This is a genomic window from Herbaspirillum aquaticum (genome assembly GCF_002213425.1).
Lineage (GTDB): Bacteria > Pseudomonadota > Gammaproteobacteria > Burkholderiales > Burkholderiaceae_D > Herbaspirillum > Herbaspirillum aquaticum.
Genome location: NZ_NJGV01000004.1, coordinates 71784 through 94391, shown reverse-complemented (window position 1 = coordinate 94391; position 22608 = coordinate 71784). Strand labels below are relative to the sequence as shown.

The window sequence follows — 22608 nt, the reverse complement described above, 5'->3', positions numbered from 1 at the left end:
CTGCCGGAAAAATCCCACACCATCCACGGCCGATGGCTGACTGCCGGGCCAGGGCGATTGCTCAATAATGGCGCGCATGGACCGGTGCCGGATCTCCCGGCGCACCGCGTCCGAGGAGACCATCATGGACCGCATCGCCGCAACCCCGGACTCGCCCAGCTCATCGGCCCCGGCTACCCCGCCTGCCGACGCCCGCCACCTTGAAGAAGCCATCGACATCGCCCGCGCCAACCAGCTGCGCTACGTCAACGACAGCATGCCGGGGATCCGCCGCAGCCGGCGCGGCAAGGGTTTCGCCTATCACGATGCGGACGATGCGCTCATCCGCGATGAAGCGGTGCTGGCACGACTGAAGTCGCTGGCCATCCCGCCGGCATGGCAAGACGTGTGGATCAGCCCCCATGCCAACGGCCACATCCAGGCCACCGGACGCGATGCGCGCGGGCGCAAGCAGTATCGCTATCACGCCCGCTGGCGCCTGGTGCGCGATGATGCCAAGTACCTGCGCATGATCAGTTTCGCGCGGGCCCTGCCCGGCATCCGTCGCGTGGTGGAAAAGGACCTGAAGCGTCCCGGCCTGCATCGCCAGAAAGTGCTGGCGGCCGTGGTGCATCTGCTGCAGACCACCTTCATGCGGGTCGGCAATGACGAATACGCCAAACAGAACCAGTCCTTCGGACTGACCACGCTGCGCCATCGCCACGTGCGCGTGGATGGCAGCGATGTGCTGTTCCGTTTCCGCGGCAAGAGCGGCGTGCAGCATGACATCAAGCTGCACGATCCCTACGTGGCGCGCATCATCCGCAAGATGCGCGAGTTGCCGGGACAGGAATTGTTCCAGTACGTGGATGACGACGGCCAGCGCCACTGCATCGATTCGGGCGACGTCAATGCCTACCTGCGCGAGGCGGCAGGTGAGGATTTCAGTGCCAAGGATTTCCGCACCTGGGCAGGCACGGTGCTGGCCACGCTGGCGCTGCAGGCCTTTGAACGGGTGGACTCGCAGGCGCAGGCCAAGCAGAACGTGGTGCGCGCCATCGAGAACGTGGCGCGGCGCCTGGGCAATACACCGTCGATCTGTCGCAAGTGCTACGTGCATCCGGCCGTGATCGAAAGCTATCTGGATGGAAGTTTTGCAGAGCGGCTGGAAGAGCGGGTGCAAACCGAACTGGTGGAAGAATTGCAGGACCTGTCACCGGAAGAAGCCGCCGTGCTGGCCCTGTTGCAGCAACGCCTGCAGGAGACCGAAGAGAAGAAAGAACACAAACCCGCCCGCAAGAAGCCGGCACGCAAGGCCGCAGCGCCTGCCCGGCGCGGGCCGGTGGCACGCCCGGCAGCCCGCGCGTAGAGCGCCGCCCTTCAACGGGCGCGGCGGAATGTCAGGTTGTAGCGGCAGCGCCCGGTCAGCGCATGTTCGCCATCGCGCAAGATATCGACGCCGTGGAAGGCCAATCGCGCCGGGCCGCCCCACACCACCACGTCACCGCTTTCGAGGCGCATGCGCTGCGGCTTGTCGGTGCGTGCCATGCCTCCGAACAGGAAGGTGGCGGGAAGACCGAGCGAGACGGAGACGATGGGCTGGTCCATGTCCAGTTCATTCTTGTCTTGATGCAAGGACATGCGCGCACCGGGTTCGTAGCGATTGATGAGGCAAGCGTCAGGAAGGAATCCTGCAAAACCGGCGGCTGCCGAGGCGCGCGCGGCCAATCCCGCAAAGGCCGCCGGCATGGCAGGCCAGTCGCGCTCGGCCAGCGGATCGAGCGACTGGTAACGATAGCCGCGACGATCCGTCACCCAGCCATACTGGCCGCAGTTGGTCATCGCCACCGACATGCGAAAGCCGCCCGGCGTCTGCATGTGGCGCAGGGGTGAGGCGGCCAGCACGGCATCGATGGCGGCCATCAAACGTGCGGCTTCCTCTTCGTCGACAAAGGCGCGCAAGCACAGCGCCCCTTCGGTGATGGTCTCTACCGAAGGATCACGCGCCAGCCCCGCGAAGAGGTCCCCCGTCACTTGGATGGCTCCGGACGGGGTGGCGGATTTTCAATGAATTGGCTCACTTCTTCGAGAGTCGGCGCGATGAAACGCAGCGGCCGCGACAGGCTGCCCACCAGCGAGGCATGCGAGGTGTTGTCGAAGTAGCGCTCCACCACCGGCACCTGCTGTGCGCGCAGCAGCTTGGCCAGGCCGGCGGTGTTGCGTTCGGCCGAGACCAGCTTGTCCTTGTGCGAAGCGATCAGCAATGCTGGCGGTGCACCGGCTTGCACGTGGCGTACCGGTTGCGAATCGGGCGGGGAATCGGGCGCGAAGAAGACCGGTTTCACATCCTCGTTTTCGATGGGCAGGAAGTCATAGGGTCCGGCCAGTCCGATCCAGCCGCGCAGCGCATCCGGCGAGGCGCCGGCCTCGCGCAGCCAGCGTGGGTCCAGTGCCACCATGGAGGCGTTGTAGGCACCGGCACTATGTCCCATGACAAAGACGCGCTGCGGATCGCCGCCCAGCTCACGCAGCGAGCGCAGGGTCCAGGCGACGGCCTGGGCGCTGTCCTTCACGAAATCGGGATAACGCACTTCGGGATAGACGCGATAGTCGGGCAGCACCGCGATGAAACCGCGCGAACTCAAGGCCTCGCCGACAAAGGCGTAATCCTTGCGGCTGCCCTCGTTCCAGCTCCCACCATAGAAAAAGACCACCACCGGCAAGCCCGGGCCGGTGCCGGCTGCCGGCGCGCTGGCGGGGCGATAGATGTCCAGCTTTTGACGCGGGTTATCGGTGTTGGCGTAGGCCACTCCTTCGGTCTTGACGTAGGCCGATGCAGGAGTGACGGCATTGATGGCCGACAGCGGCGAACAGGCGACGACGCCCCCCAGGATCAGTACGGCCCCTGCAATGACCAGACCAGCCTTGCCAAGAACATGCATGCGCAACTCCAGCAGTAATCGAAGACCTATTGTAGCTGCGCAGGGCAAATGATTCAGGCGTCCGTCTCCTGCGGGCAAGCCCCTTCGCGTGCAAGCAAGGCGGTCTTGCGCGCGATGCCCCAGCGATAGCCGGAAGGAGAACCATCAACCCGCACGATGCGATGGCAGGGAATGAGCACGGCGATCTCGTTGCGCGCACAGGCATTGGCCACGGCGCGCACCGCCTGCGGCTGCCCGATGCGCGCGGCCAGTTCCGCATAGGTGAGCGTGACACCGGGCGGCACCGCCCGCAGGGCTTGCCAGACACGCTGCTGGAAGGCCGTGCCGCGCACGTCCAGCGGCAAGGCAGCGCCCTGGCGTGGATCGTCCAGCGCGGCCAGCACCTGGGCCAGCGTGTGCTCGAAGCTGGCGTCGCCCGGCGCGAGATCGGCTTGGGGGAAGCGGTCCTGCAGTTGCTGCACCAGCGCCTCCGGCTCGCTGCCCAAGGTGACGGCGCAGATGCCCTGCCCGGTGGCCGCCACCAGCAAGGCACCCAGCCAGCATTGCGCCACGGCGAAGCGGATCTGTTCACCCTGGCCGCCGCGCCGGTAAGTGCTTGGCTGCATGCCCAGCTGCGCCTTGCTCTGCGCATAGAAGCCGCCACTGGAGTGAAAGCCCACTTCATAGAGCGTATCGGTCACGCTGGCGGCGCTGCCCAGCTGCGCGCGCAGGCGCGCGGCGCGGTGTGCATCGGCATAGGCCTTGGGCGTGATCCCGGCATGCTGTTTGAAGAGACGATGGAAGTGATGGCGGCTCAAGCCCACCGCCTGGGCCAGGGTGGCCGTATCGGGTGGCTCGTCGGCCTGCTCGATCAACCGGGAGGCCTGCGCGATGGCTTGCGCCTGGCGTTCCTGAAGGGGCGGCTGGTCCGGCTTGCAGCGCTGGCAGGGACGAAAGCCGGCGGCCTCGGCAGCGTCGCGGCTGGCGTGCAGGCCGACGTTCTTGCGCAAGGGCGTGCGCGCGCCGCAGGACGGCTTGCAGTACACGCCGGTGGTGCGCACCGAATACCAGAAGCGCCCATCGAAGGACGCATCGCGCCGCTGCACGGCTTGCCAGCAGACCTCGGGATCGAGGCCGGCCTGCTCGTCGACGGTGACAGGTGATGCGGCGGGAGAAGTCATGGTCAGCATGGGGCACTCCAAGGATCGGATGCCACTGATTCTAGGCCTGCGCCAAGCGGGCCGCACTCCGGCGATTGCTTTTGAATTGCGCTGCAGGTAAAAAAACCATCATTCGAGGATTCAATGATTGGAGGGCCCAATCATTGATTCTTCGCATCATCGTTTTTTGCACGTCACTGCGAGAAGCGGATGCGCTGGCGCGATTTTACCGGCTGCATCACGTGTTCCAGCGGCAGTTCATGGGATTGCTTGACCTTTTTGAGGGTGATGTTGGATTTGACGTTGGTCACGCCCGGCAGGCGCAGCAGGCGCGTCATCATGAATTCGGAGAAGGCCGCCAGGTCGGGGGCCACAATGCGCAGGATATAATCGCCCTCGCCCGTGACGGAGAAACACTCGGTCACCTCCGGCATGGTTTCCACGGCCTTCTCGAAGAGTTCGCCACGGGTTTCGCCCTGGCGGTCCAGGGTGACGGTGGTGAAGGCGGTCACGCCCAGGCCGACCACGGCCGGGTCGAGGACAGCGGTGTAGCGCTCGATGACGTGGGCTTCTTCCAGCCGCTGCACGCGACGGCTGATCTGCGAAGTGGACAGGTGGACTTTCAGGCCGAGGGCGCTATTGGTAATATGGCCGTCTCGCTGCAGCTCGGTCAGCAAGGCCAGGTCGTAGCGATCCACGTTGATGATGCTCATTTGTCTCTCCAAAGTTCATATTTAAGAATTATTTGTGCATATTATCCAAGATATCGCGCAAAAAACAATCACAAATTGCAGTCTTGACGCAATAAACTCCTCGCATGGGCCGCACTTGCCGGCCCTCCCCACACGAGGAGACACCAGATGGGCCACGCAGACAGCCAGTTCGCCACCGCAGCCGCTACCAGCAACCCCGGCAACACCCACAACACCAGCGGCGACCTGTTCGACAACCCCATGGGCACCGACGGCTTCGAGTTCGTCGAGTACACCGCCGCCGACCCGGCCGGCATTGCCGCCGTGCTGGAGCTGATGGGCTTCACGGCGGTGGCGCGCCACCGTTCCAAGAACGTCACCCTGTATCGCCAGGGCCAGATCAACTTCATCCTCAACGGCGAACCCGACAGCAATGCCGCCGCCTTCGCCCAGGTGCATGGCGCCTCGGTGAACGCCATGGCCTTCCGCGTCAAGGATGCGGCCCACGTGTACAAGCGTGCACTCGAACTGGGTGCCGAAGGCGTGGAAGCCAAGCTCGGGCCGATGGAACTGAACATTCCCGCCATTCGCGGCATCGGCGGCTCGCTCCTCTACCTGGTGGACCGCTATGGCGACAATGGCTCCATCTATGACGTCGACTTCCAGTTCTTCCCGGGCGTGGAGCGCAATCCCAAGGGCGTGGGCCTGACCTACATCGACCACCTGACCCACAACGTCATGCGGGGCGCCATGGACACCTGGTCGTCGTTCTACACGCGCCTGTTCAACTTCCGCGAGATCAAGTACTTCGACATCGAAGGCAAGGTCACCGGCCTGCGTTCGCGCGCCATGACCAGCCCCTGCGGCAAGATCCGCATCCCCATCAACGAGAGTGCCGACGACAAGTCGCAGATCGAGGAATTCATCAAGCAGTACAACGGCGAGGGCATCCAGCACATCGCCCTGGGCACCGACGACATCTACCAGACCGTGCGCGCCCTTTATGCACGCGGGGTACCGCTGCAGGACACCATCGCCACCTACTATGACCTGGTCGAACGCCGCATCCCCGGCCATGGCGAGGACCTGGCTGCCTTGCGTGAACTGAAGATCCTCATCGACGGCGCGCCCACGGCCGGCCAGGGCCTGCTGCTGCAGATCTTCACGCAGAACCTGATCGGGCCGGTGTTCTATGAAATCATCCAGCGCAAGGGCAATGACGGCTTTGGCGAGGGCAATTTCAAGGCCCTCTTCGAATCCATCGAGCTGGACCAGATGCGCCGTGGCGTGATCTGACCGACTGACTGCCTGGGACCACCCGCTGCGGGCCCGCCATCGTGCGGCCCGTACGTAAAAAGGCGCAGCACCCTGTACGGGGCTGCGCCTTTAAGTTTTTTACTTTCCGTGGCTCAAGATGCGCGCGGGGCTGCCGTAAATCAAAGCGAAGGCTTTATCGCAGTCCCCTTGCGCCCCGTTGGGCAGGAGTTCGCATGAACGTCGCGTATGAACAAGAAAAACCTGTCCGCGCAGAAATCGCAGTGGCAGACACGCTGGACCATGACCCCACCGAGCTGGTGGCGCAACTGAGCCACCGCATCCTGATCCTGCAACAGCAGGCGCAGTCGCTGGCACGCTTCCCGGCCAACCGGGACGGCAAGCAGCAGCGCCAGTTGCTGCAGCAGCAGATCCGCACGCTCTACCAGCAACTGTTTGCGCTGGAACAGCAGCAGGCGCAGCTGCGCCGCCGCAATGAAAACTATCTCAGCATGGCGCTCTCGGTAGCCGCCCACGCCGCCCACCACCACGCCCGCGGCGAGACGCTGGCGCCGGCGCTGTAACGCCACCGCACCTCAATAACGCAACCGCGACAGGCTCACCAGGCAAGCCGCGCCCGCCAGGGCAGCGGCAAAGCACAGCACCGGCGCGTACGGCGCCGCTGACACCCCCATGAGCATGGCCACCACCGACGCCCCGACCGTCTGCCCGGTCAGGCGCGCCGTTCCCAGCATGCCGCTGGCGCCGCCGGTGCGCTCACGCGGCGCCGCACTGATCATGGTGCGGTTGTTGGGCGACTGGAACAGCCCGAAGCCCAAACCACAGACTGCAAACATGGCCAGCGTGACGCCATCGGGCGTGCTGCGGTCCACCGTCAGCAAGGCCAGCAATCCCACGCACATCACCGCCAGCCCGATCCCGCCCAGCAACCCTGCCGGGATGCGGTCCGAGAGCTTGCCGGCCACCACGCCGGTCAGCGCCACGGCCACCGGCCAGGCCGTGAGCAGCATGCCGGCGCGCGCCGCACTCATGCCCAGGTAGTCCTGCAGCATGAAGGGCAGCATCACGAAGACCGCCATCTGCGCCGCGAAGGAGCAGAACGAGGTGCCGATGGAGAGCGCAAACAGCGGTATGCGCAGCAAGTCCAGCGGCAACATGGGGGCGCTGGCGGACTGGAGCTTGAGCAGCAGGACCAGGCTGATGGCAGTGAGCAGCGCGCAGCCCGCCACCACCCAGCCACCCTGCAGGTGGCCCACGGCGTCGATGGTATAGAGCAGCAGGCCGATGAAGCCCATGCACAGCACGGCGCTCTGGGTGTCGAAGCGGCGCGGCGAGAGCGGGCTGGCCGGCAAGGCGCGGCTGCCCACGGCCAGCGCCGCCAGCCCGAGGGGAATATTGATCAGGAACAGCCAGTGCCAGGACGCCAGGTGCAGGATCAGGCCCGCCACGCTAGGCCCCAGCGCATTGCCGGTGCCGGCCACCAGGGCGTTGTAGCCGATGGCCCGGCCCAGCTGCCGGGCCGGATAGATGAAGCGGATGAGCGCCGTATTGACCGACAGGATGCCAGCCGCACCCAGCCCCTGCAGCACCCGCGCCAGGCTCAGTTGCAGCATGTCGCCGCTGGCCGCGCACGCCAGCGAGGCCAGCGTGAAGAGGAACAGGCCGCCCAGGTAGACGCGCCGGTAGCCGATCACTTCCCCCAGCGACGCCAGCGGCAGCAGGCACACGGCCATGGCGATCTGGTAACTGTTGATGACCCAGATGGCATCGGCATTGCTGGCCTTGAGATCGGCGGCCATGGCCGGCAGCGCCAGGTTGGCGATGGAGCCATCGAGGACCGCCATGCTCAGGCCGAGCACCACGGTCGCAATGGCCAGCAGGCGCTGGCGCGGTGGCAGGCCGTCGTGGTCGTGGTCGTGGGAAGAGGAAGGCGGGACGGTAGTGACGGACATGATGCTGCTCGGCGTGCCGGGAAAGCGAAGTATGAAAAAAGGAACGGGCGCCGCAGCGCCCAGGTCGATGGTACCGTCAGCCCGCCTGGCGGAAGGCCGAGATGGGGGTCAGCTTCTTGTCGCGCGGAATGTTGAACTTGGTCTTGGGACCGAACCACTTGATCCACAGGGCATCGATCTGGCCGTCCTTTTCCAGCGCGACCAGTGCCTTGTTGACGGCGTCCAGCAGGCGGGGCTCGCCCTTCTTGACACCCAGCGCGGTCGGCTCCCAGGCCAGTGCGCCTTCGACGAAGCGGTAGCGTCCACCCGATTCATTGACGAAGCGGATCCCCGAGGGCATCGAAATGGCCAGCGCATCGGCCTGCTTCTGGGCCAATGCCAGGAAGGATTGCGGCGTATCAGGGAAGGTCAGCAAGGTGGCCCGGCGCAGCACGCGCCGCGCAGCCTGCTCCGGGGTGGATCCGCGATTGGCGCTGATGCGCTTGCCTTCCAGGTCGGAGACCAGATTCAGTCCGGAATCACTCTGCACGATCAGCTTGATGGGATTCTGATAGTGCGAGGCGGTGAAATCGATCTGGCGCGCCCGCTCACGGGTATAGCCCAGCGCCGCCGAGACGATATCGACCTCGCCCTGCATCAGCGCCGGCAAGCGCGCTTCCACGGTCAAACTGCGCTGGCGCATCTTCACACCCAGCTTGGCTGCAATGGCGCTGCACATGTCCACATCAAAACCGACGATCTGGCCGGTCTGCGGATCGGGGAAGCCCAGCGGCTCGTTGCTGGCCAGCGTGGCGCAGATCAGCGAGCCGCGCGCCTGGATCTCCTCCAGACGGTCGGCGTGAGCCGCAGCCGGAACAATCCAGGCACAGGCCAGCAGCAGGCCGCCCATGCCCAGTTGCTTCAGGTGCTGCGAAATCTTTTTCATGCTTTTCCTCATCGAGTGTCGAGGATAGCCCGAAACAATCCCGGATGTCACTCGCAGCAGACAATGGCAGACAAAACCGTTCAACTGGCACAAAAAAAGAGCCGCCCGCTGTGGCTGGGCGGCATCTGGTATGACATGTCCGGGTGCCGGGCTGCGCGGGTATCCGCTCAGCCGACCGTGCGCGCCGAGCGGCGGCGCCACCACACGGCGAGCACCAGCAGGGCCAGTACCAGCAGCACCATCCCGCCACGCGCCAGCCACAACAGCGGCGAGGCTTCGCCCCCTGCCCGCAGCGTCTTGACGCGCTCCGCGCTGATGCTGACCTTGCTGCCGCCCAGGTCCTGCATGAGGTAATTGGTCACGGCCGCAATCTCTGCATCGTTCAAGGTATGGGCAAACCCGATCATGCCCTGTCCGTGTTCCGGCAGCACTCCTTCGAGGATGGCCATGGCGACATTGTCGGCATTGGGCTGGCGCAGCAGCGGATGCTGCTGCAGGGACGGCAGGCCGTTGAGGCCCTGCCCGCCCGTGTTGTGGCAGGAAGCGCAGTTGTTCATATAAACACGGGCACCCGCGCTCATGGCCGCCAGCGCCTGCGGCGTATCGTCGCCCTGCACCGGGGTCAGCGCCGCCGGTGCTGCGCTCGCTGCCGCCGGCGCTGCCGCCTCGGCCGGGCCGGCCGGCAGGAGATAGGTGGCCATCGCTTCCAGATCGTCACGGGTCATGCGCGAGAAGCTCTTCTCGATGGCTTCCAGCATCGGCCCGCCTGCGGTGGCACCATTGGCGGCGTGGCCGGTCGCCAGGTAATCGGCCAGCATGGCACGGGTCCAGGCCGGCTTGCCCTGCAGGGCGGTGGCGCTGATGTCGGGCGCGTACCAGGTTCCCAGCGAGGCGCCTTGCAGACGGCGATCCAGCTGCTCGGCCATGAGCACGTTGCGCGGTGTGTGGCAGGTGCTGCAATGGGCCAGGCCCTGCACCAGGTAGGCGCCACGATTCCACTGCGCCGATTGCGACGGGTCGGGTTCAAACGGCTTGCGATCCAGGAACAGCCAGTTCCACGCCTTCATCGACATGCGGATGTTGAAGGGGAACGGCAGTGCCGTGGCCGGTGCGGCCTGGTCCACCGGTTGTACGCCCTGCATGAAGTAGGCGTACAGCGCCGCAACGTCCTCATCGGTCAGCCGCGCATAGGCGGTATAGGGCATGGCCGGATACAGGTTGCTGCCATCGGCGCGTACGCCGCGACGCAGCGCTGCGGCAAATTGCTCCTGCGTGTACTGGCCGATGCCGTGGGTCTTGGACGGCGTGATGTTGGTGCTGTAGATGGTGCCAAGCGGACTGCCGATGGCATGGCCGCCGCTGAACGGCGCGCGGCCCTTCTCGCTGTGGCAGGCGGCGCAGTCGCCGGCAATGGCCAGGTACTCGCCACGCTTGATCAACTGCGCGTCATCGGCCGCATGGGCCACGGGCCCGATGCACAGCAGGCACAACATCGCCAGCAGGCGCTTGAAAGGCTTACGCATGACGGCTCTCCTCGATGATCTTGTCGGCCGTACGCAGCGCCAGTGCCATCGCCGTCAGCGTGACATTGCAGGTACCGACCGTGGGCATGACGCCGGTGCCGACCATGAACAGGTTCTCGTGGTCATGTGCGCGGCCCCAGGCGTCGGTGACGCTGGTGGCCGGGTCCAGGCCCATGGAGAGCGTGCCGGTGATGTGCTGGCGATTGGAGAACGCCCCGCTCTTGCTGTGCTTGATGTTGGTCGCCCCCAGCTTGGCGGCAATGGCGTCGTAGGCGGCGCGGGTCTTCTCGGTCCCTTTGACGACGTAGTCATCCACGTTCCAGTACAGGGCCGGGACGGGCAGGCCGAGTTCATCCTTCTTGTCGCCCAGGGTCACGCGGTTGTTGCGGTCGGGCAGCTGTTCCAGTGCGTTCTTGATGCTCAGGCGGCGGGCGGCGCGGAACAGGATCTGCTCTTCCAGGCGCTTGCCGAAGTAACCCTCGGCGAGCACTTCCTTGGTCACCGAGGCCACCTGCGAGGCATTGGAAATATCGATGCGGAACGGCGCATGTTCAGCCCGGAATTCGCCATCGCGGAACTGGCCGATGGAGCAAGGGCTGACCGGACCACGGCCAGGCCAGATTTCTTCATCGACATCGAAGGTCACGCCGATGGCCGGGTGGTCGCACAGGTTGCGGCCGACGTTGTCGCGGGCGTTGGCGATACCCTGCGGGAACTTGTCGCTCACCGACATCAACAGCAGCTTGGGTGTCTCGATGGCATTGGCCGCCAGCACGAAGGTCTGCGCGGTGATGCGGTGGCTGGCCTTGTTCCAGTCGTAATAATGGACGGCCGCAATGCGGCCTTTGTCGTCATGTTCCAGGCGATAGACCACGGCCTCGGTGATGACCTTCACGCCGCTGTCTTCGGCCTGCTGCGCGGCCAGTCCGCCGTGATACTGCGCATCGATGGGACACAGCGGCATGCAGTTGTTGTTGCCGCAGCAGGCCGGACGGCCGTCGTAGTTGCGGCTGTTGCGGCCGGTGCTGTCGTCGAGCACGGTGAATTCCGGTGCCAGGCGCGCCGTCACGCGTTGCTGCAGCCACGACGCCGGCACCCGCTCCATCGGGAAAGGATGCTTGCGCGGCGAGCCGCTCAGTGGCGAGCCGCCGACACCGGCGATGACCTCGGCCTGGTAGTAGTAGTCTTCCAGGTCGTCATAGCTGATGGGCCAGTCGCGGCCCACGCCATAGAGGCTGTGCTGGCGGAAGTCGTTGGGCACGTAGCGCCACAACTGCGCCGCCCAGTGCCAGCTGGTGCCGCCGAACATGCGGATGTACTGCGCATTGAAGGCATGCGGCCCCTTCTGCTGCAGGTAGCCGTTGGGCTCCGGCGTATAGCGCGGATGCGGTGCCAGCGGCGAATACGGATACGGCGCCATGAAGTCGGACTTGAAGGCCGAACTGCGGAAGCGCTCGACCAGCTGATCGCGGCCCATGCGCGGACCGGATTCCAGCAGCAGCACCGACTTGCCGGTCTTGGCCAGACGCGTGGCCAGCAAAGCGCCGGTCACGCCGGCGCCGATCACCACCACATCGGCGGAATTGGGATTGCTCATGGATGTCACTCTCGCAAATCAGGGCTGGCGCGACCAGCTGCCGCAGGGACCATAGGAAAAACTGGGCGGCACCAGCTTGCCGCTCACCAGTGCGTTGGAGAGCGTATTGATGTAGGTGACGTATTGGGCATTCTTGCCCTTGCCAACCACGCCGTCGTACCAGGCGCCCAGGATGACGCGGGCCAGCTTTTCGCTGTCGCCCTGCTCGGCCGGGAACGCCAGTCGCTCGCCCTGCAGCAGCGCCGGCTGGGCTTGCAGCAGGCCCTTGAGCGATTGCAGGCGCGTGGCCAGGTCTTTTTCGGTCTTGGACAAGGCCAGCAGCAGAGCCGCGCCCAGCTTGGAACTCAAATCCTGGCGTTCAGTCAGTTGCCGGGAAACCTGAAGGAAATCGTCTACCGGCACGGTCGCCGGATTGTTTTGCGCCGTGACCCGGTGCGGCAGGGACCAGAACAGGCCGGCAGCGCCGGCACCTGCCATCAGGCCCGCCACTTTCAGGACCCGGCGGCGTGTGGGGTGTGTCATTTCATCGTCCAGGAAAAAAGGCCCGCACGCATGCTCAGCATGCTGCGCCGTCGCGCCGGGGCCAGGATGGGCCGACATTCTACGCATTTTCTTGCTGCTCTGCAGCAAAGCCCCGCTTCCGCGCCGTGTTGCGGCCCCGAAAGCGCAACGGCCCGGCCATTTGCATGACCGGGCCGCGCTGCGCAGGTGAGCTGCCGTGCTCAGCCGTGACCGAGGTAAGCCTTGCGCACGTCGCTGTTGGCCAGCAGGTTGGCGCCGGTATCGGACATGACCACATGGCCGTTTTCCAGCACATAGCCACGGTCGGCCACGCCCAGCGCCTTGTTGGCGTTCTGCTCGACCAGGAACACGGTCACGCCGCTGTCGCGGATGGTGCGGATGATCTCGAAGATCTGCGCAATCACCAGCGGGGCCAGGCCCAGGGTGGGTTCATCGAGCAGCAGCAGGCGCGGCTTGCTCATGAGGGCGCGGCCGATGGCCAGCATCTGCTGCTCGCCGCCCGACATGGTCCCGGCACGCTGCGCCGCGCGTTCCTTCAGGCGCGGGAAGAGTCCGAAGACATACGCGATGCCCTGCTCGATTTCCTCGTTGCTGGCGAAGAAGGCGCCCATCTTGAGGTTTTCCAGCACGGTCAGGCTCGGGAAGACGCGCCGGCCTTCAGGCGAGATCGCCAGGCCGCGACGCATGATCTCGTGGGTCGGCAGTTGCGTGATGTCCTGCCCTTCGAAGAGTACGCGGCCGCTGGAGGCGCGCGGACGGCCGCACAGCGTCATCAGGAGCGTGGTCTTGCCGGCACCGTTGGCACCGATCAAGGTGACGATCTCGCCCTTTTCCACCTTCAGCGATACGCCGTGCAGGGCCTCGATGGCGCCATAGTGGGTATGCACCTTGTCAAACTGCAGCATCATTCTTCTCCCAGGTAGGCCTTGATCACACGCTCGTCGCTGCGCACCTGTTCGGGCGTGCCGGTGACGATGGGCTTGCCGTGCTCCATGACCAGGATGCGGTCGGAGATGCCCATGATGAGGCTCATGTCGTGTTCGATCAGCAGCACGGCTACGCCGTGTTCGCGGCGCAGGCGGTCGATCAGCTGCGACAGCTCCTGCTTCTCCTGCGGGTTCAGGCCGGCCGCCGGTTCATCCAGCAGCAGCAGGCGCGGCTTGGTGATCATGCAGCGGGCGATTTCCACGCGGCGCTGCAGGCCATACGAGAGCGTGCCCGCCTCGCGGTTGGCCAGCGCCGTCAGGCCCAGCTGGTCCAGCCAGTAGGCCGCACGCTGCAATGCTTCCTGCTCGGACTTGCGGTAGGACGGGGTCTTCAGCAGCCCCGACAGCAGGTTGGTGTTGACCTGCTGGTGTTGCGCCACCAGCAGGTTTTCCACCACGGTCATGGATTTGAAGAGGCGGATGTTCTGGAAGGTGCGCACCAGGCCCTGCTGCGCCACCTGGTGGCTGGGCTGGCGGGCAATGGAGACGCCATCAAGCGCAATCTCGCCCGAAGTCGGCTGGTAGAAGCCGCTGATGCAGTTGAAGACGGTTGTCTTGCCGGCGCCGTTGGGGCCGATGATGGCGAAGACTTCGCGCTCCTGCACGGCCAGCGAGACGCCATCCACGGCCAGCAGGCCGCCGAAGCGCATCGACAGGTTCGATACTTCCAACATGGTTTTCACGGTCGGGTTCATTGCGGCAGCTCCACATGCGGACGGGTGGCGGGAAGCAGTCCTTGCGGACGCCACATCATCATCAGCACCATCACCAGGCCGAAGATCAGCATGCGGTACTCGGCAAAGCTGCGCGCCACTTCCGGCAATACGGTCAGCAGGATCGCCGCCAGGATCACGCCCAGCTGCGAGCCCATGCCGCCCAGCACGACGATGGCCAGGATCAGGGCGGACTCGATGAAGGTGAAGGATTCCGGCGTCACCAGGCCCTGGCGGGCGGCGAAGAAGGAACCGGCCAGGCCGGCGAAGGCGGCACCGAGCGTGAAGGCCGACAGCTTCACGCGGGTCGGGTTGATGCCCAGCGAGCGGCAGGCGATCTCATCTTCACGCAGAGCTTCCCACGCGCGGCCCATGGGCATGCGCAGCAGGCGGCTGGTGACGAACCAGGTAAAGAGCACCATCAGCAAGGCCAGGAAGTACAGGAAGATCACCATGTGGCCACCCTGGTAAGTCAGGCCGAACATCTGGTGGAAGGTGGTGCCGTCTTCGGTCAGCGGATTGCGCGCCATCACCACGCCGAATACGGTCGGCTTGGGGATGCCGGAGATGCCATCCGGGCCACCGGTCAGGCTGGTCATGTTGTTGAGCAAGAGGCGAATGATTTCGCCAAAGCCCAGGGTGACGATGGCCAGGTAGTCACCGCGCAGGCGCAGCACCGGGAAGCCCAGCAGGAAGCCGAACAGCGCAGCCGCGGCAGCCGACAGCGGCACGCATTCCCAGAACGAGAGGCCGAAGTACTGGTTGCACAGTGCATAGGTGTAGGCACCCACGGCATAGAAGCCGACGTAACCCAGGTCCAGCAGGCCGGCGAAACCGACCACGATGTTCAGGCCCAGGCCCAGCACCACGTAGATCAGCGCCAGGGTCATCACGTCCACATAGCCGCGCGAGCCGAAGAAGGGCCACACCAGGGCGGCCATCAGCAGGATCAGGACGGCTGCGCGCTGCTGGCCCGGCTGCATGCGCGGCAGCGCCGGCAGCTTGATGCCGGCGCGGCTGCGCAAGAGCGCCGGCTTGGCCAGCTGGAACAGGAATACGGCCAGCACCGCCACCAGCACCGGGGTCCAGTGGGTGTTGAGGACCACGCGGTAGCCCTCCAGCTGCAGCTGCATGCCCAGCAGCGGGATGGTCAGTACGGCGGTCACCAGCGCCGCCGCCACGGCATTCTTGAAAGTCTCAGGCATCACGCCTCCTTGAATATGTCGTTGTCCGTCGAGCCGTGCGGGCTCAGACCTTTTCGATGTCGGGCTTGCCCAACAGGCCCGTGGGACGGAACAGCAGGATCAGCACCAGCAGCCCGAAGGACACCACGTCCTTGTATTCGGAAGGCAGGTAGCCGGCCGCGAAGGTCTCGGCCAGGCCCAGCAGCACGCCGCCCAGCATGGCGCCGGGAATGCTGCCGATGCCGCCCAGCACCGCCGCCGTGAAGGCCTTGATGCCGGCGATGAAGCCGATGTAGGGATTGAGCTTGCCGATGGTCAGGGCAATCAACACGCCGCCGACGGCCGCCAGCATCGCGCCCAGGACGAAGGTGAATGAAATCACCTTGTTGGTATCGATGCCGAGCAAGTTGGCCATGCCCATGTCTTCAGCGCAGGCGCGGCAGGCGCGGCCCATGCGCGAGCGCGCGATGAACAGCGTCAGGGCCACCATCAGCACCAGCGTCACGCCCACGATGACCATGCGCGAATACGGCACGGTGACCGTGAAGTCGCTGCCCATCTGGAACTCCAGCGCGCCCGAGATCAGCACCGGCACCGACATGTCGCGTGCGCCCTGGCCGATCTGCACGTAGTTCTGCAGGAAGATGGACATGCCGATGGCCGAGATCAGCGGCACCAGGCGCGGGCCGCCACGCAGCGGACGATAGGCCACGCGTTCGACGGTCCAGCCGTAGAGGCCGGTCACCAGCACCGAGACGATCAGCGCGCCACCCAGCAGCAGCGGCAAGGGATAGCCGGACTGCACGCCGATGGCCGTCAAGGTCACCAGGCCGACGTAGGAGGCGATCATGTAGATCTCGCCGTGGGCGAAGTTGATCATGCCGATGATGCCGTAGACCATGGTGTAGCCGATGGCGATCAAGGCATAGATCGCGCCCAGCGAGAGCCCGTTGACGAGCTGCTGGGTCAGTTGAGGGAGCAATTCATTCATGAGGGAACCCATAAAGTGGAAATGCCCCATTCCGACTGCAATGGGGCATTTCGCGGTTTGACGTCAGGTCAGACAGTCACGCCAGCGATTCGGGGCGAATCACTTGGCTTCGGTCTTGGTGGCGTCCTTGTGCCAGGTGAAGACGACGAACTTGAAGGCCTTCAGGTCGCCCTTCTTGTCGTATTCGACGTTGCCGATGGGGGTCTTGAAGCTGTTGCCGTGGATGTAGGCAGCGACCTTGTCCGGATCGGTGGACTTGGCGCCGGTGATGGCGTCGGCAATGATCTTCACGGCCGAGTAGGCCGGCATCTGGAACGGGCCGTTGGCATCACGCTTGGCCGCAGCGAAGGCCTTGACCAGGGCGGCGTTGGCCGGGTCGGCGGCGAAGTCGGCCGGCAGGGTCACCAGCATGCCTTCGGAGGCCGGGCCGGCGATGGCGGTGATGTCCTTGTTGCCCACGCCTTCAGGGCCCATGAAGACGGCCTTGACGCCCTGCTCACGCGCCTGGCGCATGATCAGGCCCATTTCCGGGTGGTAGCCGCCGAAGTAGACGAAGTCCACGCCCTGCGACTTCAACTTGGTGACGATGGCCGAGTAATCGCTGTCACCGGCGTTGATGCCTTCGAACACCACCACCGGCACCTTGGCCGCATCCAGCGCAGACTTCACCGACGAGGCCACGCCCTGGCCGTAGGACTGCTTGTCGTGCAGCACGGCGACCTTCTTGGGCTTGAGCTTCTCGATGACGTAGCGGGCGGCGGCAGGACCTTGCTGGTCGTCGCGGCCGATGGTGCGGAAGATGAACTTGTGCGGCTTGGCTTCGGTCAGCTGCGGTGCGGTCGCCGACGGGGTGATCATGACCACGCCTTCGTTCTCGTAGATGTCCGAGGCCGGGATGGTGGAGCCGGAGCAGACGTGACCGATCACGTACTTGATGCCCTGGCTGACGATCTTGTTGGCCACGGCCACGGCCTGCTTGGGTTCGCAGGCGTCATCCATCATGACGGCTTCGAACTTGTTGCCGTTGGCGCCGCCGGCGGCGTTGATCTGTTCGATGGCGGTGAGGGCACCGGCCTTGACCATGTCGCCGTACTGGGCCACGGCACCGGTCAAGGGACCGGCGATGGCGATCTTGACGGTTTCGGCGTGGGCCACGCCGGCGAAGGCGGCAAAGGTGGCGGCGGCCAGGGCGATCTTGGTCAGACGGCTTGCAAACTTCATTGTCGTTTCCTCCAGGATGGAACGGATTCAAGAGGCGCCGTTACCTGGCCAGCAGGCCGGCGCGCGTAGGGTTGTGGATACCTGACCCCGTTTTACGGGAGGCTGGCCGCAACATGGGGGCAGAGTGTAACACTGCCGTCATATGGGGCAACTTTTTTTTGAAATTTCGTCATACCCCATCATTTATGCGCTGTCGTCTTCGATTTTCCGCACATTTCATGCTGTTTTTGTTCATTTTCCCATATTCGGTGCAAGTCCGCACTGCAGCATGATCGAATTCGGTGCATGGGCCGCAAAGCCTTGACGGGACTGGATTTGCGGCCAAATCCGGATTTCCCGTGGCAAGCCCGGCTTGCGGCATTTACAATACCGCCTCGCCCTCCGCATTCCCGCAGAACAAGACCTGGTTTCGATGCTTCGCTCCCCTCTTTTCCCCTCCCGCCACCTGCGCCCTGCCCTCCTGCGACTGCTGGCCACCGCGAGCCTGATGGCCGGACTTGGGCTGGGAGGCGCCAGCCCGCAGGCACAGGCGGCCGAGGTGCGCCAGTACCAGTATCACCAGGTCTTCATCAGCACCTGTCGCGCCGATCCGCGCAGCGACACCATCCGCATGTACTGGAAGGACGCCAGCGGCACGCCGCTGGGCAACTTCAGCCGGCTGGACGCGCATCTGCGCAGCCAGGGGCAGGAGATGGTGTGCGCCACCAATGCCGGCATCTATGGCAAGCAGTTGCAGCCGCTGGGCTTGTACGTGGAAGGCGGCAACCAGCTGCGCCGCCTCAATACGCGCAAGAACGCGTATGGCAATTTCTACCTGCAGCCCAATGGGGTCTTCGTGCTGAGCGAGCGCCAGGCCTACATCGTCGAGACCTCCGACTATGAAGCCGAACTGGGCCTGTGGAACGGCGTGACGCGCTATGCCACGCAATCCGGACCGCTGATGATCGTGGACGGCAAGATCAATCCGCGCTTCGATCCCGAGTCAGCCAATACGGTGGTGCGCAACGCGGTATGCCTGGATGCGGCCGGCATCGTCACGCTGGCCATCGCGCGCAATCCGATCAGCTTCTACGATTTCGCCAGTTTCCTTCGTGATGAACTCAAGTGCAGTGACGCCTTGTACCTCGATGGCAGCATCTCGCGCATGTACCCGACGCTGGAAGCCAATATGGGGCCGGCGTTCGGGGCCATGATTGCGGTGGTGAAGGGGCATGGGGGGAAGTAGCTGGAATGGGGAAAGGCCTGAGCCCGGTGCAATACCGGACTCAGGCCTTGGCAGATCGCTTGCGGACGCGTTCGTCTTTGCGGCGCCGTTCACTTCCGATACGTTTCAGCTCACTACGCTTTGTGAGTCATGTTCGGAGGCGCGTAGATGGCGGAGAATGACATCTCCCACTTCAGGCCTTTGCAACAGCTCAGCCAAGACGCTTTCGAGTGCATCCCTATCTTCACAATAAAACTGACGCTCTGGCAGGACAAGCTTGCAGGGATAACCGCCAGGATCCTCTGACCAGCGGGCGATTTCGGTACTGGGCGTGTTTTCGGACACGATGGCAAGCCCGAGGTGTTGCTCCCGATTGAAGTAGGGGGACATACCCGAACCAAACCTTGGTGAGTCGAGAAACATCTCTCTCCTCAGCCCTACTCTTCCTTTGGTGATCTCAGACAATTCTTCATTCAAGGTCTCGAATACGGAATCGATTTCAGCCTTGAGAAGCCGAGCATTCTGGGCCGCATCAAGCCCCTTTTCAATGGAAGCCGCGAACTTTTTCATGGTCAAGCCTTTTCAATAACGCCGATCACGGGAAGATGGTCAAAACTGGTTTTTGCCCTGCGAACTATGTCGGTAAAAAACGGAACATCCAGAATCTGGACCAGGTCTTCAAAAAGGTGCCAGGACGTCTTTCCCAAAAATGAAGACGAAAAAATGATCTGGTCAAATGTTTTCCACCTGGCGGATTCGCCACCACGGTAATAGCAACTACCAGAATGAGAGCTCATCACCTGTGACGCCTGGCGATAAGGGTTGGAGCAGCCCAACAATCGCCAGAAGGGGTTGTACAAAAGATGAGATTTCCTGGCAGCCAAAGCCCTGTCCCTGGTGGCCATTAAATGATTCGACAAAGGCGCATCGAATGGCTCGTCGTTGAAATCCCCCAGGATGATGACGTGTTGCTGATGCTCATCAAATCTGGTTTCTTTCACCGCGTCTCGCAAACGAATACCCAAAAAATGCCGATCGGGATGATCTTCAGAAGTATGAATCCGGCTGGGCCAGTGGGAGACAAAGAGATGAATGATCGTTTCGTTGTCGCATACGCCAAAATCAAATCTCTGTGCGACCTTGAAATGGCGCTGGCCTTTTTGCGCCACCAGATCCTTGTTATCCAAGGCAACCAAGGTGTCCGTGCGAAACAGAACGCAGGTATCAAACGAGGTCCGTCCCACGGGTCTGATGCCATCTATCAGGCCATAACCGCGCGCTACCCAGATATCTTTCAGACGCGCAATATCTTCGGTGGAAATTTCTCCGAGGCAGATGGCATCGGGCCGGATGTCATGACATATCAAGTCGAGCAGGTCGAATGCAATTGACTGCTCCAGCGTGGTCGATTTATTGGGGTCAGCAGGGCGGGACAGGCTGGTATTCCACCAAACAAAAGTAAGTTTCATTTCGCCGAGATTGAGAGGCTCTCACCAAGGAGATGGGCGGACGCATGAGACGCGTCGGAGCGCCGATGATAGCGGTGACGCGGTTCCGCATTCCATCGGCCGAATTGGAGATTTTGCGCGACATTGCAGCACAGACCTGCACGGGAAAGCCAGCACCGCTGCCCCAAACAGCGGTGCCTGCCTTGCGCAAGACAAAAAAAAGCCCGCAGCCAATGAACTGCGGGCAAGTTCCCTATCAAGAGGGAGGTTGAAGGAACAGTTCAACCACCTGTACGACTGCAAGCCGCAAAAAAAAGTTCGGAAAGATTTTTCCGGGAAACGTGACATGCCCCCCCTGTGGGCCAGCTGTCCTGCACGATCCTTCATATTCCCGCCATATGCACGCTTTCCAGACCCAAAAGAAAACGCCGCGATAGTTGCCCGTCGCGGCGTATGCAGTGCTGTTCCCACTGCGGGAGATGGTGCGGCTGGTGCCGTTCTTGTTGGCTCTTGTTGTGAGGCGTTTACTTTTGCGTACCGCTGTCGCCAGAGGCAGCCGGGGTGCTCGGCGTGGTGGCCGACGAATCCGAAGGCGTCGTCGGGGTCGGGGTCGCCGGGGTAGCGGTCGAGCCCGCAGCCGTACCGGAATCAGCCGGTGCCGGGGTGGTCGGGGTGCTGCTTGCCGGTGCCGGTTCGGATGCGGCCGGCGGGGTGGCGGCAGGCGTTGCAGGCGCTTCGTCGCGCTTGTTGCAACCAGCCAGCACAGCAGTGAACACGGCGGCAGCCAAGAGGGTGTGGCGAATCTTCATATGTTGCCTCCTAAAATTGTTGAGGGGGGATTTGTCGAATTGCGGTCTGCCAAGCACAGAGCGCATGCTTGCCGACGTTCGACAGCTTCTGGACACCGATTATTCCCGCTCCGGACGCTGCCGGATGTCAGAAAACGGCGCATCTTGATGTCAGCCATCGCAGGCAATATGTCAATGATGACAACACTTTTTGACCAGAAAACCCGTATCATCCCCTCCCATGACGACCCTCTCCGCCCGCTTCCCTGCCCTCGCTTGCCCGTCCCTGCTGCACGCGCTTGCCGCGCCCGCCACCGTGCTGGCCCTGGCGCTGCCCATGGTGGCCCGGGCCGACATCACGCCGGTCTCGCCGGCCCAGTGCGCGCGGATGCAGTCCGGCAAGGTCATCACCAGCGCCAACCCGGTCCCCTGCTCGCGGCTGGCCACGGTCAGTTTCGACTACACCGATTTCGACGGGGCCACCCGCCAGGGCAGCGTGGTGGTGCTCGACGCGCTGGCACCGCAGGTGGAGGCACTGTTCGGTGAACTGCTGCTGCGGTCCTTCCCGCTGGCCGGCGCGCAGGGGCTGGAGGCCTATGACGGCGACGACCAGCGCTCCATGGCCGCCAACAACAGTTCGGCCTTCAATGGCCGGCCCATGACGGGCGGCGGAGGCTGGTCCAAGCACGCCTACGGCGCGGCCATCGACATCAATCCGCTACAGAACCCTTATGTGAGCAAGGCCGGCAGCCCGGAACAGGAAGTCCTGCCGCCGCAGGGCGCGGCCTACCTGCAGCGCGCGCCGCTGCAGCCGGGCATGGCCGAGGACGTGGTCAGCGTGTTTTATGAGCACGGCTTCCTGGTCTGGGGCGGCCAGTGGAAACAACCCATCGATTACCAGCACTTCGAGATCGGCAGCCGCAGTTTCATCCAGAAACTGGCCAGCCTGCCCAAAGCCCAGGCGCGCGCCGAGTTTGAACGCTATGTGACGCGCTATCGCCAGTGCGCCCATCCGTCTGCGCCATCCACGGCCAGTGCGGCCACGCCCGCCGATGACGATGCGCCCGAAGACACCCGCCTGCGCGACCAGTGCGCCGCACGCTTGCGCAAGTAAGCAGACCTCGGCTCACGTCGAACAGGTAAAGATGCGCAAGTTTCGGTAAACCGGCGCAGCAGCCTCATGGTGCACCCCTATACTGCCCCGGCAATATCGGTCTGGGCGCTGGCCCGGGGGACAGCCTTATTTGAGGAGTGCACGCATGTCGACCAATTCCATTTCCGCCGTCTATCACGGCAACGCACCAGCCGGCGGCCAGCAGGCTGCGAAGAAGCCGGCCGTCAATTTCAATGACGTCCTGAAAGCCGCCGGACAGTCTACCCAAGTGGCCCAGTCCACTACCGCACAACCCAGCAGTACAGATACCAGCACCTTCACCACGACACCGACCCGCACGGTGTAAGCGACGCTACCCTGCTCGCCATGACAAAGGCCGGACAGTGCACAAACACTGTCCGGCCTTTTTACTG

At 63.9% G+C, this 22608-nt stretch carries 23 protein-coding genes; 6 read left to right on the top strand and 17 right to left on the bottom strand.

Annotated elements, in window-relative coordinates; genetic code table 11:
• The first annotated feature begins 124 nt into the window (after positions 1-124).
• On the top strand, positions 125-1348 hold the full coding sequence (locus tag CEJ45_RS05025; RefSeq protein ID WP_088754113.1) for a DNA topoisomerase IB: 1224 nt from the start codon (positions 125-127) through the stop codon (positions 1346-1348).
• Positions 1349-1359: 11 nt separating this feature from the next.
• On the opposite strand, the gene alkB is transcribed toward CEJ45_RS05025, so the two are convergent.
• From alkB to CEJ45_RS05005, 4 genes are all read right to left on the bottom strand, one after another.
• Positions 1360-2013 carry a DNA oxidative demethylase AlkB gene (alkB, locus tag CEJ45_RS05020; RefSeq protein ID WP_088754112.1) on the bottom strand — a complete coding sequence of 218 codons (654 nt, stop codon included), beginning with the start codon at positions 2011-2013 and terminating at the stop codon, positions 1360-1362.
• Entirely contained in the window at positions 2010-2921 is a 912-nt protein-coding gene (locus CEJ45_RS05015; RefSeq protein ID WP_088754111.1) for an alpha/beta hydrolase, read from the bottom strand. The genes alkB and CEJ45_RS05015 overlap by 4 nt, the downstream gene beginning before the upstream one ends.
• 53 nt (positions 2922-2974) lie before the next feature.
• Positions 2975-4090 carry a bifunctional DNA-binding transcriptional regulator/O6-methylguanine-DNA methyltransferase Ada gene (gene ada, locus CEJ45_RS05010; protein WP_088754110.1) on the bottom strand — a complete coding sequence of 372 codons (1116 nt, stop codon included), beginning with the start codon at positions 4088-4090 and terminating at the stop codon, positions 2975-2977.
• A gap of 164 nt (positions 4091-4254) precedes the next feature.
• A complete protein-coding gene (locus CEJ45_RS05005; RefSeq protein WP_039785713.1) occupies positions 4255-4773 on the bottom strand; it encodes an Lrp/AsnC family transcriptional regulator in 519 nt (172 codons plus the stop codon).
• A 147-nt stretch (positions 4774-4920) separates the two neighbouring features.
• On the opposite strand from CEJ45_RS05005, the gene hppD reads away from it, so the two are divergent.
• Both hppD and CEJ45_RS04995 read left to right on the top strand, forming a co-directional pair.
• Positions 4921-6048, top strand: coding sequence for a 4-hydroxyphenylpyruvate dioxygenase (gene hppD, locus CEJ45_RS05000; protein ID WP_088754109.1), 1128 nt, complete (start codon positions 4921-4923; stop codon positions 6046-6048).
• Between the two features lie 194 nt (positions 6049-6242).
• On the top strand, positions 6243-6590 hold the full coding sequence (locus tag CEJ45_RS04995) for a FlxA-like family protein (protein ID WP_088754108.1): 348 nt from the start codon (positions 6243-6245) through the stop codon (positions 6588-6590).
• A gap of 12 nt (positions 6591-6602) precedes the next feature.
• On the opposite strand, the gene CEJ45_RS04990 is transcribed toward CEJ45_RS04995, so the two are convergent.
• The 10 genes from CEJ45_RS04990 to CEJ45_RS04945 all read right to left on the bottom strand — a co-directional run bounded on the left by CEJ45_RS04990 (position 6603) and on the right by CEJ45_RS04945 (position 17641).
• The gene (locus tag CEJ45_RS04990) at positions 6603-7979 is read right to left on the bottom strand and encodes an MFS transporter (RefSeq protein ID WP_088754107.1); all 1377 of its coding nucleotides are present in this window, start codon (positions 7977-7979) and stop codon (positions 6603-6605) included.
• Positions 7980-8055: 76 nt separating this feature from the next.
• Complete coding sequence (locus tag CEJ45_RS04985) at positions 8056-8904, bottom strand: ABC transporter substrate-binding protein (protein WP_088754106.1); 849 nt, start codon at positions 8902-8904, stop codon at positions 8056-8058.
• A 167-nt stretch (positions 8905-9071) separates the two neighbouring features.
• Entirely contained in the window at positions 9072-10427 is a 1356-nt protein-coding gene (locus CEJ45_RS04980; RefSeq protein WP_088754105.1) for a cytochrome c, read from the bottom strand.
• Complete coding sequence (locus tag CEJ45_RS04975) at positions 10420-12024, bottom strand: GMC family oxidoreductase (RefSeq protein ID WP_088754104.1); 1605 nt, start codon at positions 12022-12024, stop codon at positions 10420-10422. Before CEJ45_RS04975 ends, CEJ45_RS04980 begins: the two co-directional genes overlap by 8 nt.
• Before the next feature lie 18 nt (positions 12025-12042).
• A complete protein-coding gene (locus CEJ45_RS04970) occupies positions 12043-12546 on the bottom strand; it encodes a sugar dehydrogenase complex small subunit (RefSeq protein WP_088754300.1) in 504 nt (167 codons plus the stop codon).
• A 200-nt stretch (positions 12547-12746) separates the two neighbouring features.
• On the bottom strand, positions 12747-13451 hold the full coding sequence (locus tag CEJ45_RS04965; RefSeq protein WP_088754103.1) for an ABC transporter ATP-binding protein: 705 nt from the start codon (positions 13449-13451) through the stop codon (positions 12747-12749).
• Positions 13451-14227 (bottom strand): high-affinity branched-chain amino acid ABC transporter ATP-binding protein LivG, encoded by a 777-nt coding sequence (livG, locus tag CEJ45_RS04960; RefSeq protein ID WP_034338298.1) that lies wholly within the window; start codon positions 14225-14227, stop codon positions 13451-13453. The genes CEJ45_RS04965 and livG overlap by 1 nt, the downstream gene beginning before the upstream one ends.
• On the bottom strand, positions 14224-15450 hold the full coding sequence (locus tag CEJ45_RS04955; protein WP_088754102.1) for a high-affinity branched-chain amino acid ABC transporter permease LivM: 1227 nt from the start codon (positions 15448-15450) through the stop codon (positions 14224-14226). The genes livG and CEJ45_RS04955 overlap by 4 nt, the downstream gene beginning before the upstream one ends.
• A 43-nt stretch (positions 15451-15493) precedes the next feature.
• Positions 15494-16420, bottom strand: a complete 927-nt coding sequence (gene livH / locus CEJ45_RS04950) for a high-affinity branched-chain amino acid ABC transporter permease LivH (RefSeq protein WP_034350126.1) — start codon at positions 16418-16420, stop codon at positions 15494-15496.
• Between the two features lie 99 nt (positions 16421-16519).
• Positions 16520-17641 (bottom strand): branched-chain amino acid ABC transporter substrate-binding protein, encoded by a 1122-nt coding sequence (locus tag CEJ45_RS04945; RefSeq protein ID WP_088754101.1) that lies wholly within the window; start codon positions 17639-17641, stop codon positions 16520-16522.
• Positions 17642-18053: 412 nt separating this feature from the next.
• On the opposite strand from CEJ45_RS04945, the gene CEJ45_RS04940 reads away from it, so the two are divergent.
• On the top strand, positions 18054-18866 hold the full coding sequence (locus CEJ45_RS04940; protein WP_088754100.1) for a phosphodiester glycosidase family protein: 813 nt from the start codon (positions 18054-18056) through the stop codon (positions 18864-18866).
• Between the two features lie 105 nt (positions 18867-18971).
• Here the strand turns inward: CEJ45_RS04940 and CEJ45_RS04935 are convergent, their stop codons facing one another.
• The 3 genes from CEJ45_RS04935 to CEJ45_RS04925 all read right to left on the bottom strand — a co-directional run bounded on the left by CEJ45_RS04935 (position 18972) and on the right by CEJ45_RS04925 (position 21102).
• Positions 18972-19415 carry a hypothetical protein gene (locus tag CEJ45_RS04935; RefSeq protein ID WP_088754099.1) on the bottom strand — a complete coding sequence of 148 codons (444 nt, stop codon included), beginning with the start codon at positions 19413-19415 and terminating at the stop codon, positions 18972-18974.
• 2 nt (positions 19416-19417) lie between these two features.
• The gene (locus CEJ45_RS04930) at positions 19418-20314 is read right to left on the bottom strand and encodes an endonuclease/exonuclease/phosphatase family protein (RefSeq protein ID WP_088754098.1); all 897 of its coding nucleotides are present in this window, start codon (positions 20312-20314) and stop codon (positions 19418-19420) included.
• Positions 20315-20817: 503 nt separating this feature from the next.
• Positions 20818-21102, bottom strand: coding sequence for a hypothetical protein (locus tag CEJ45_RS04925; protein WP_034338034.1), 285 nt, complete (start codon positions 21100-21102; stop codon positions 20818-20820).
• Between the two features lie 220 nt (positions 21103-21322).
• Between CEJ45_RS04925 and CEJ45_RS04920 the strand changes: the two genes are divergently transcribed.
• Together CEJ45_RS04920 and CEJ45_RS04915 are read left to right on the top strand one after the other, a co-directional pair.
• Complete coding sequence (locus CEJ45_RS04920) at positions 21323-22195, top strand: M15 family metallopeptidase (RefSeq protein WP_088754097.1); 873 nt, start codon at positions 21323-21325, stop codon at positions 22193-22195.
• A 145-nt stretch (positions 22196-22340) separates the two neighbouring features.
• A complete protein-coding gene (locus tag CEJ45_RS04915) occupies positions 22341-22541 on the top strand; it encodes a hypothetical protein (protein WP_088754096.1) in 201 nt (66 codons plus the stop codon).
• Positions 22542-22608: the final 67 nt, after the last annotated feature.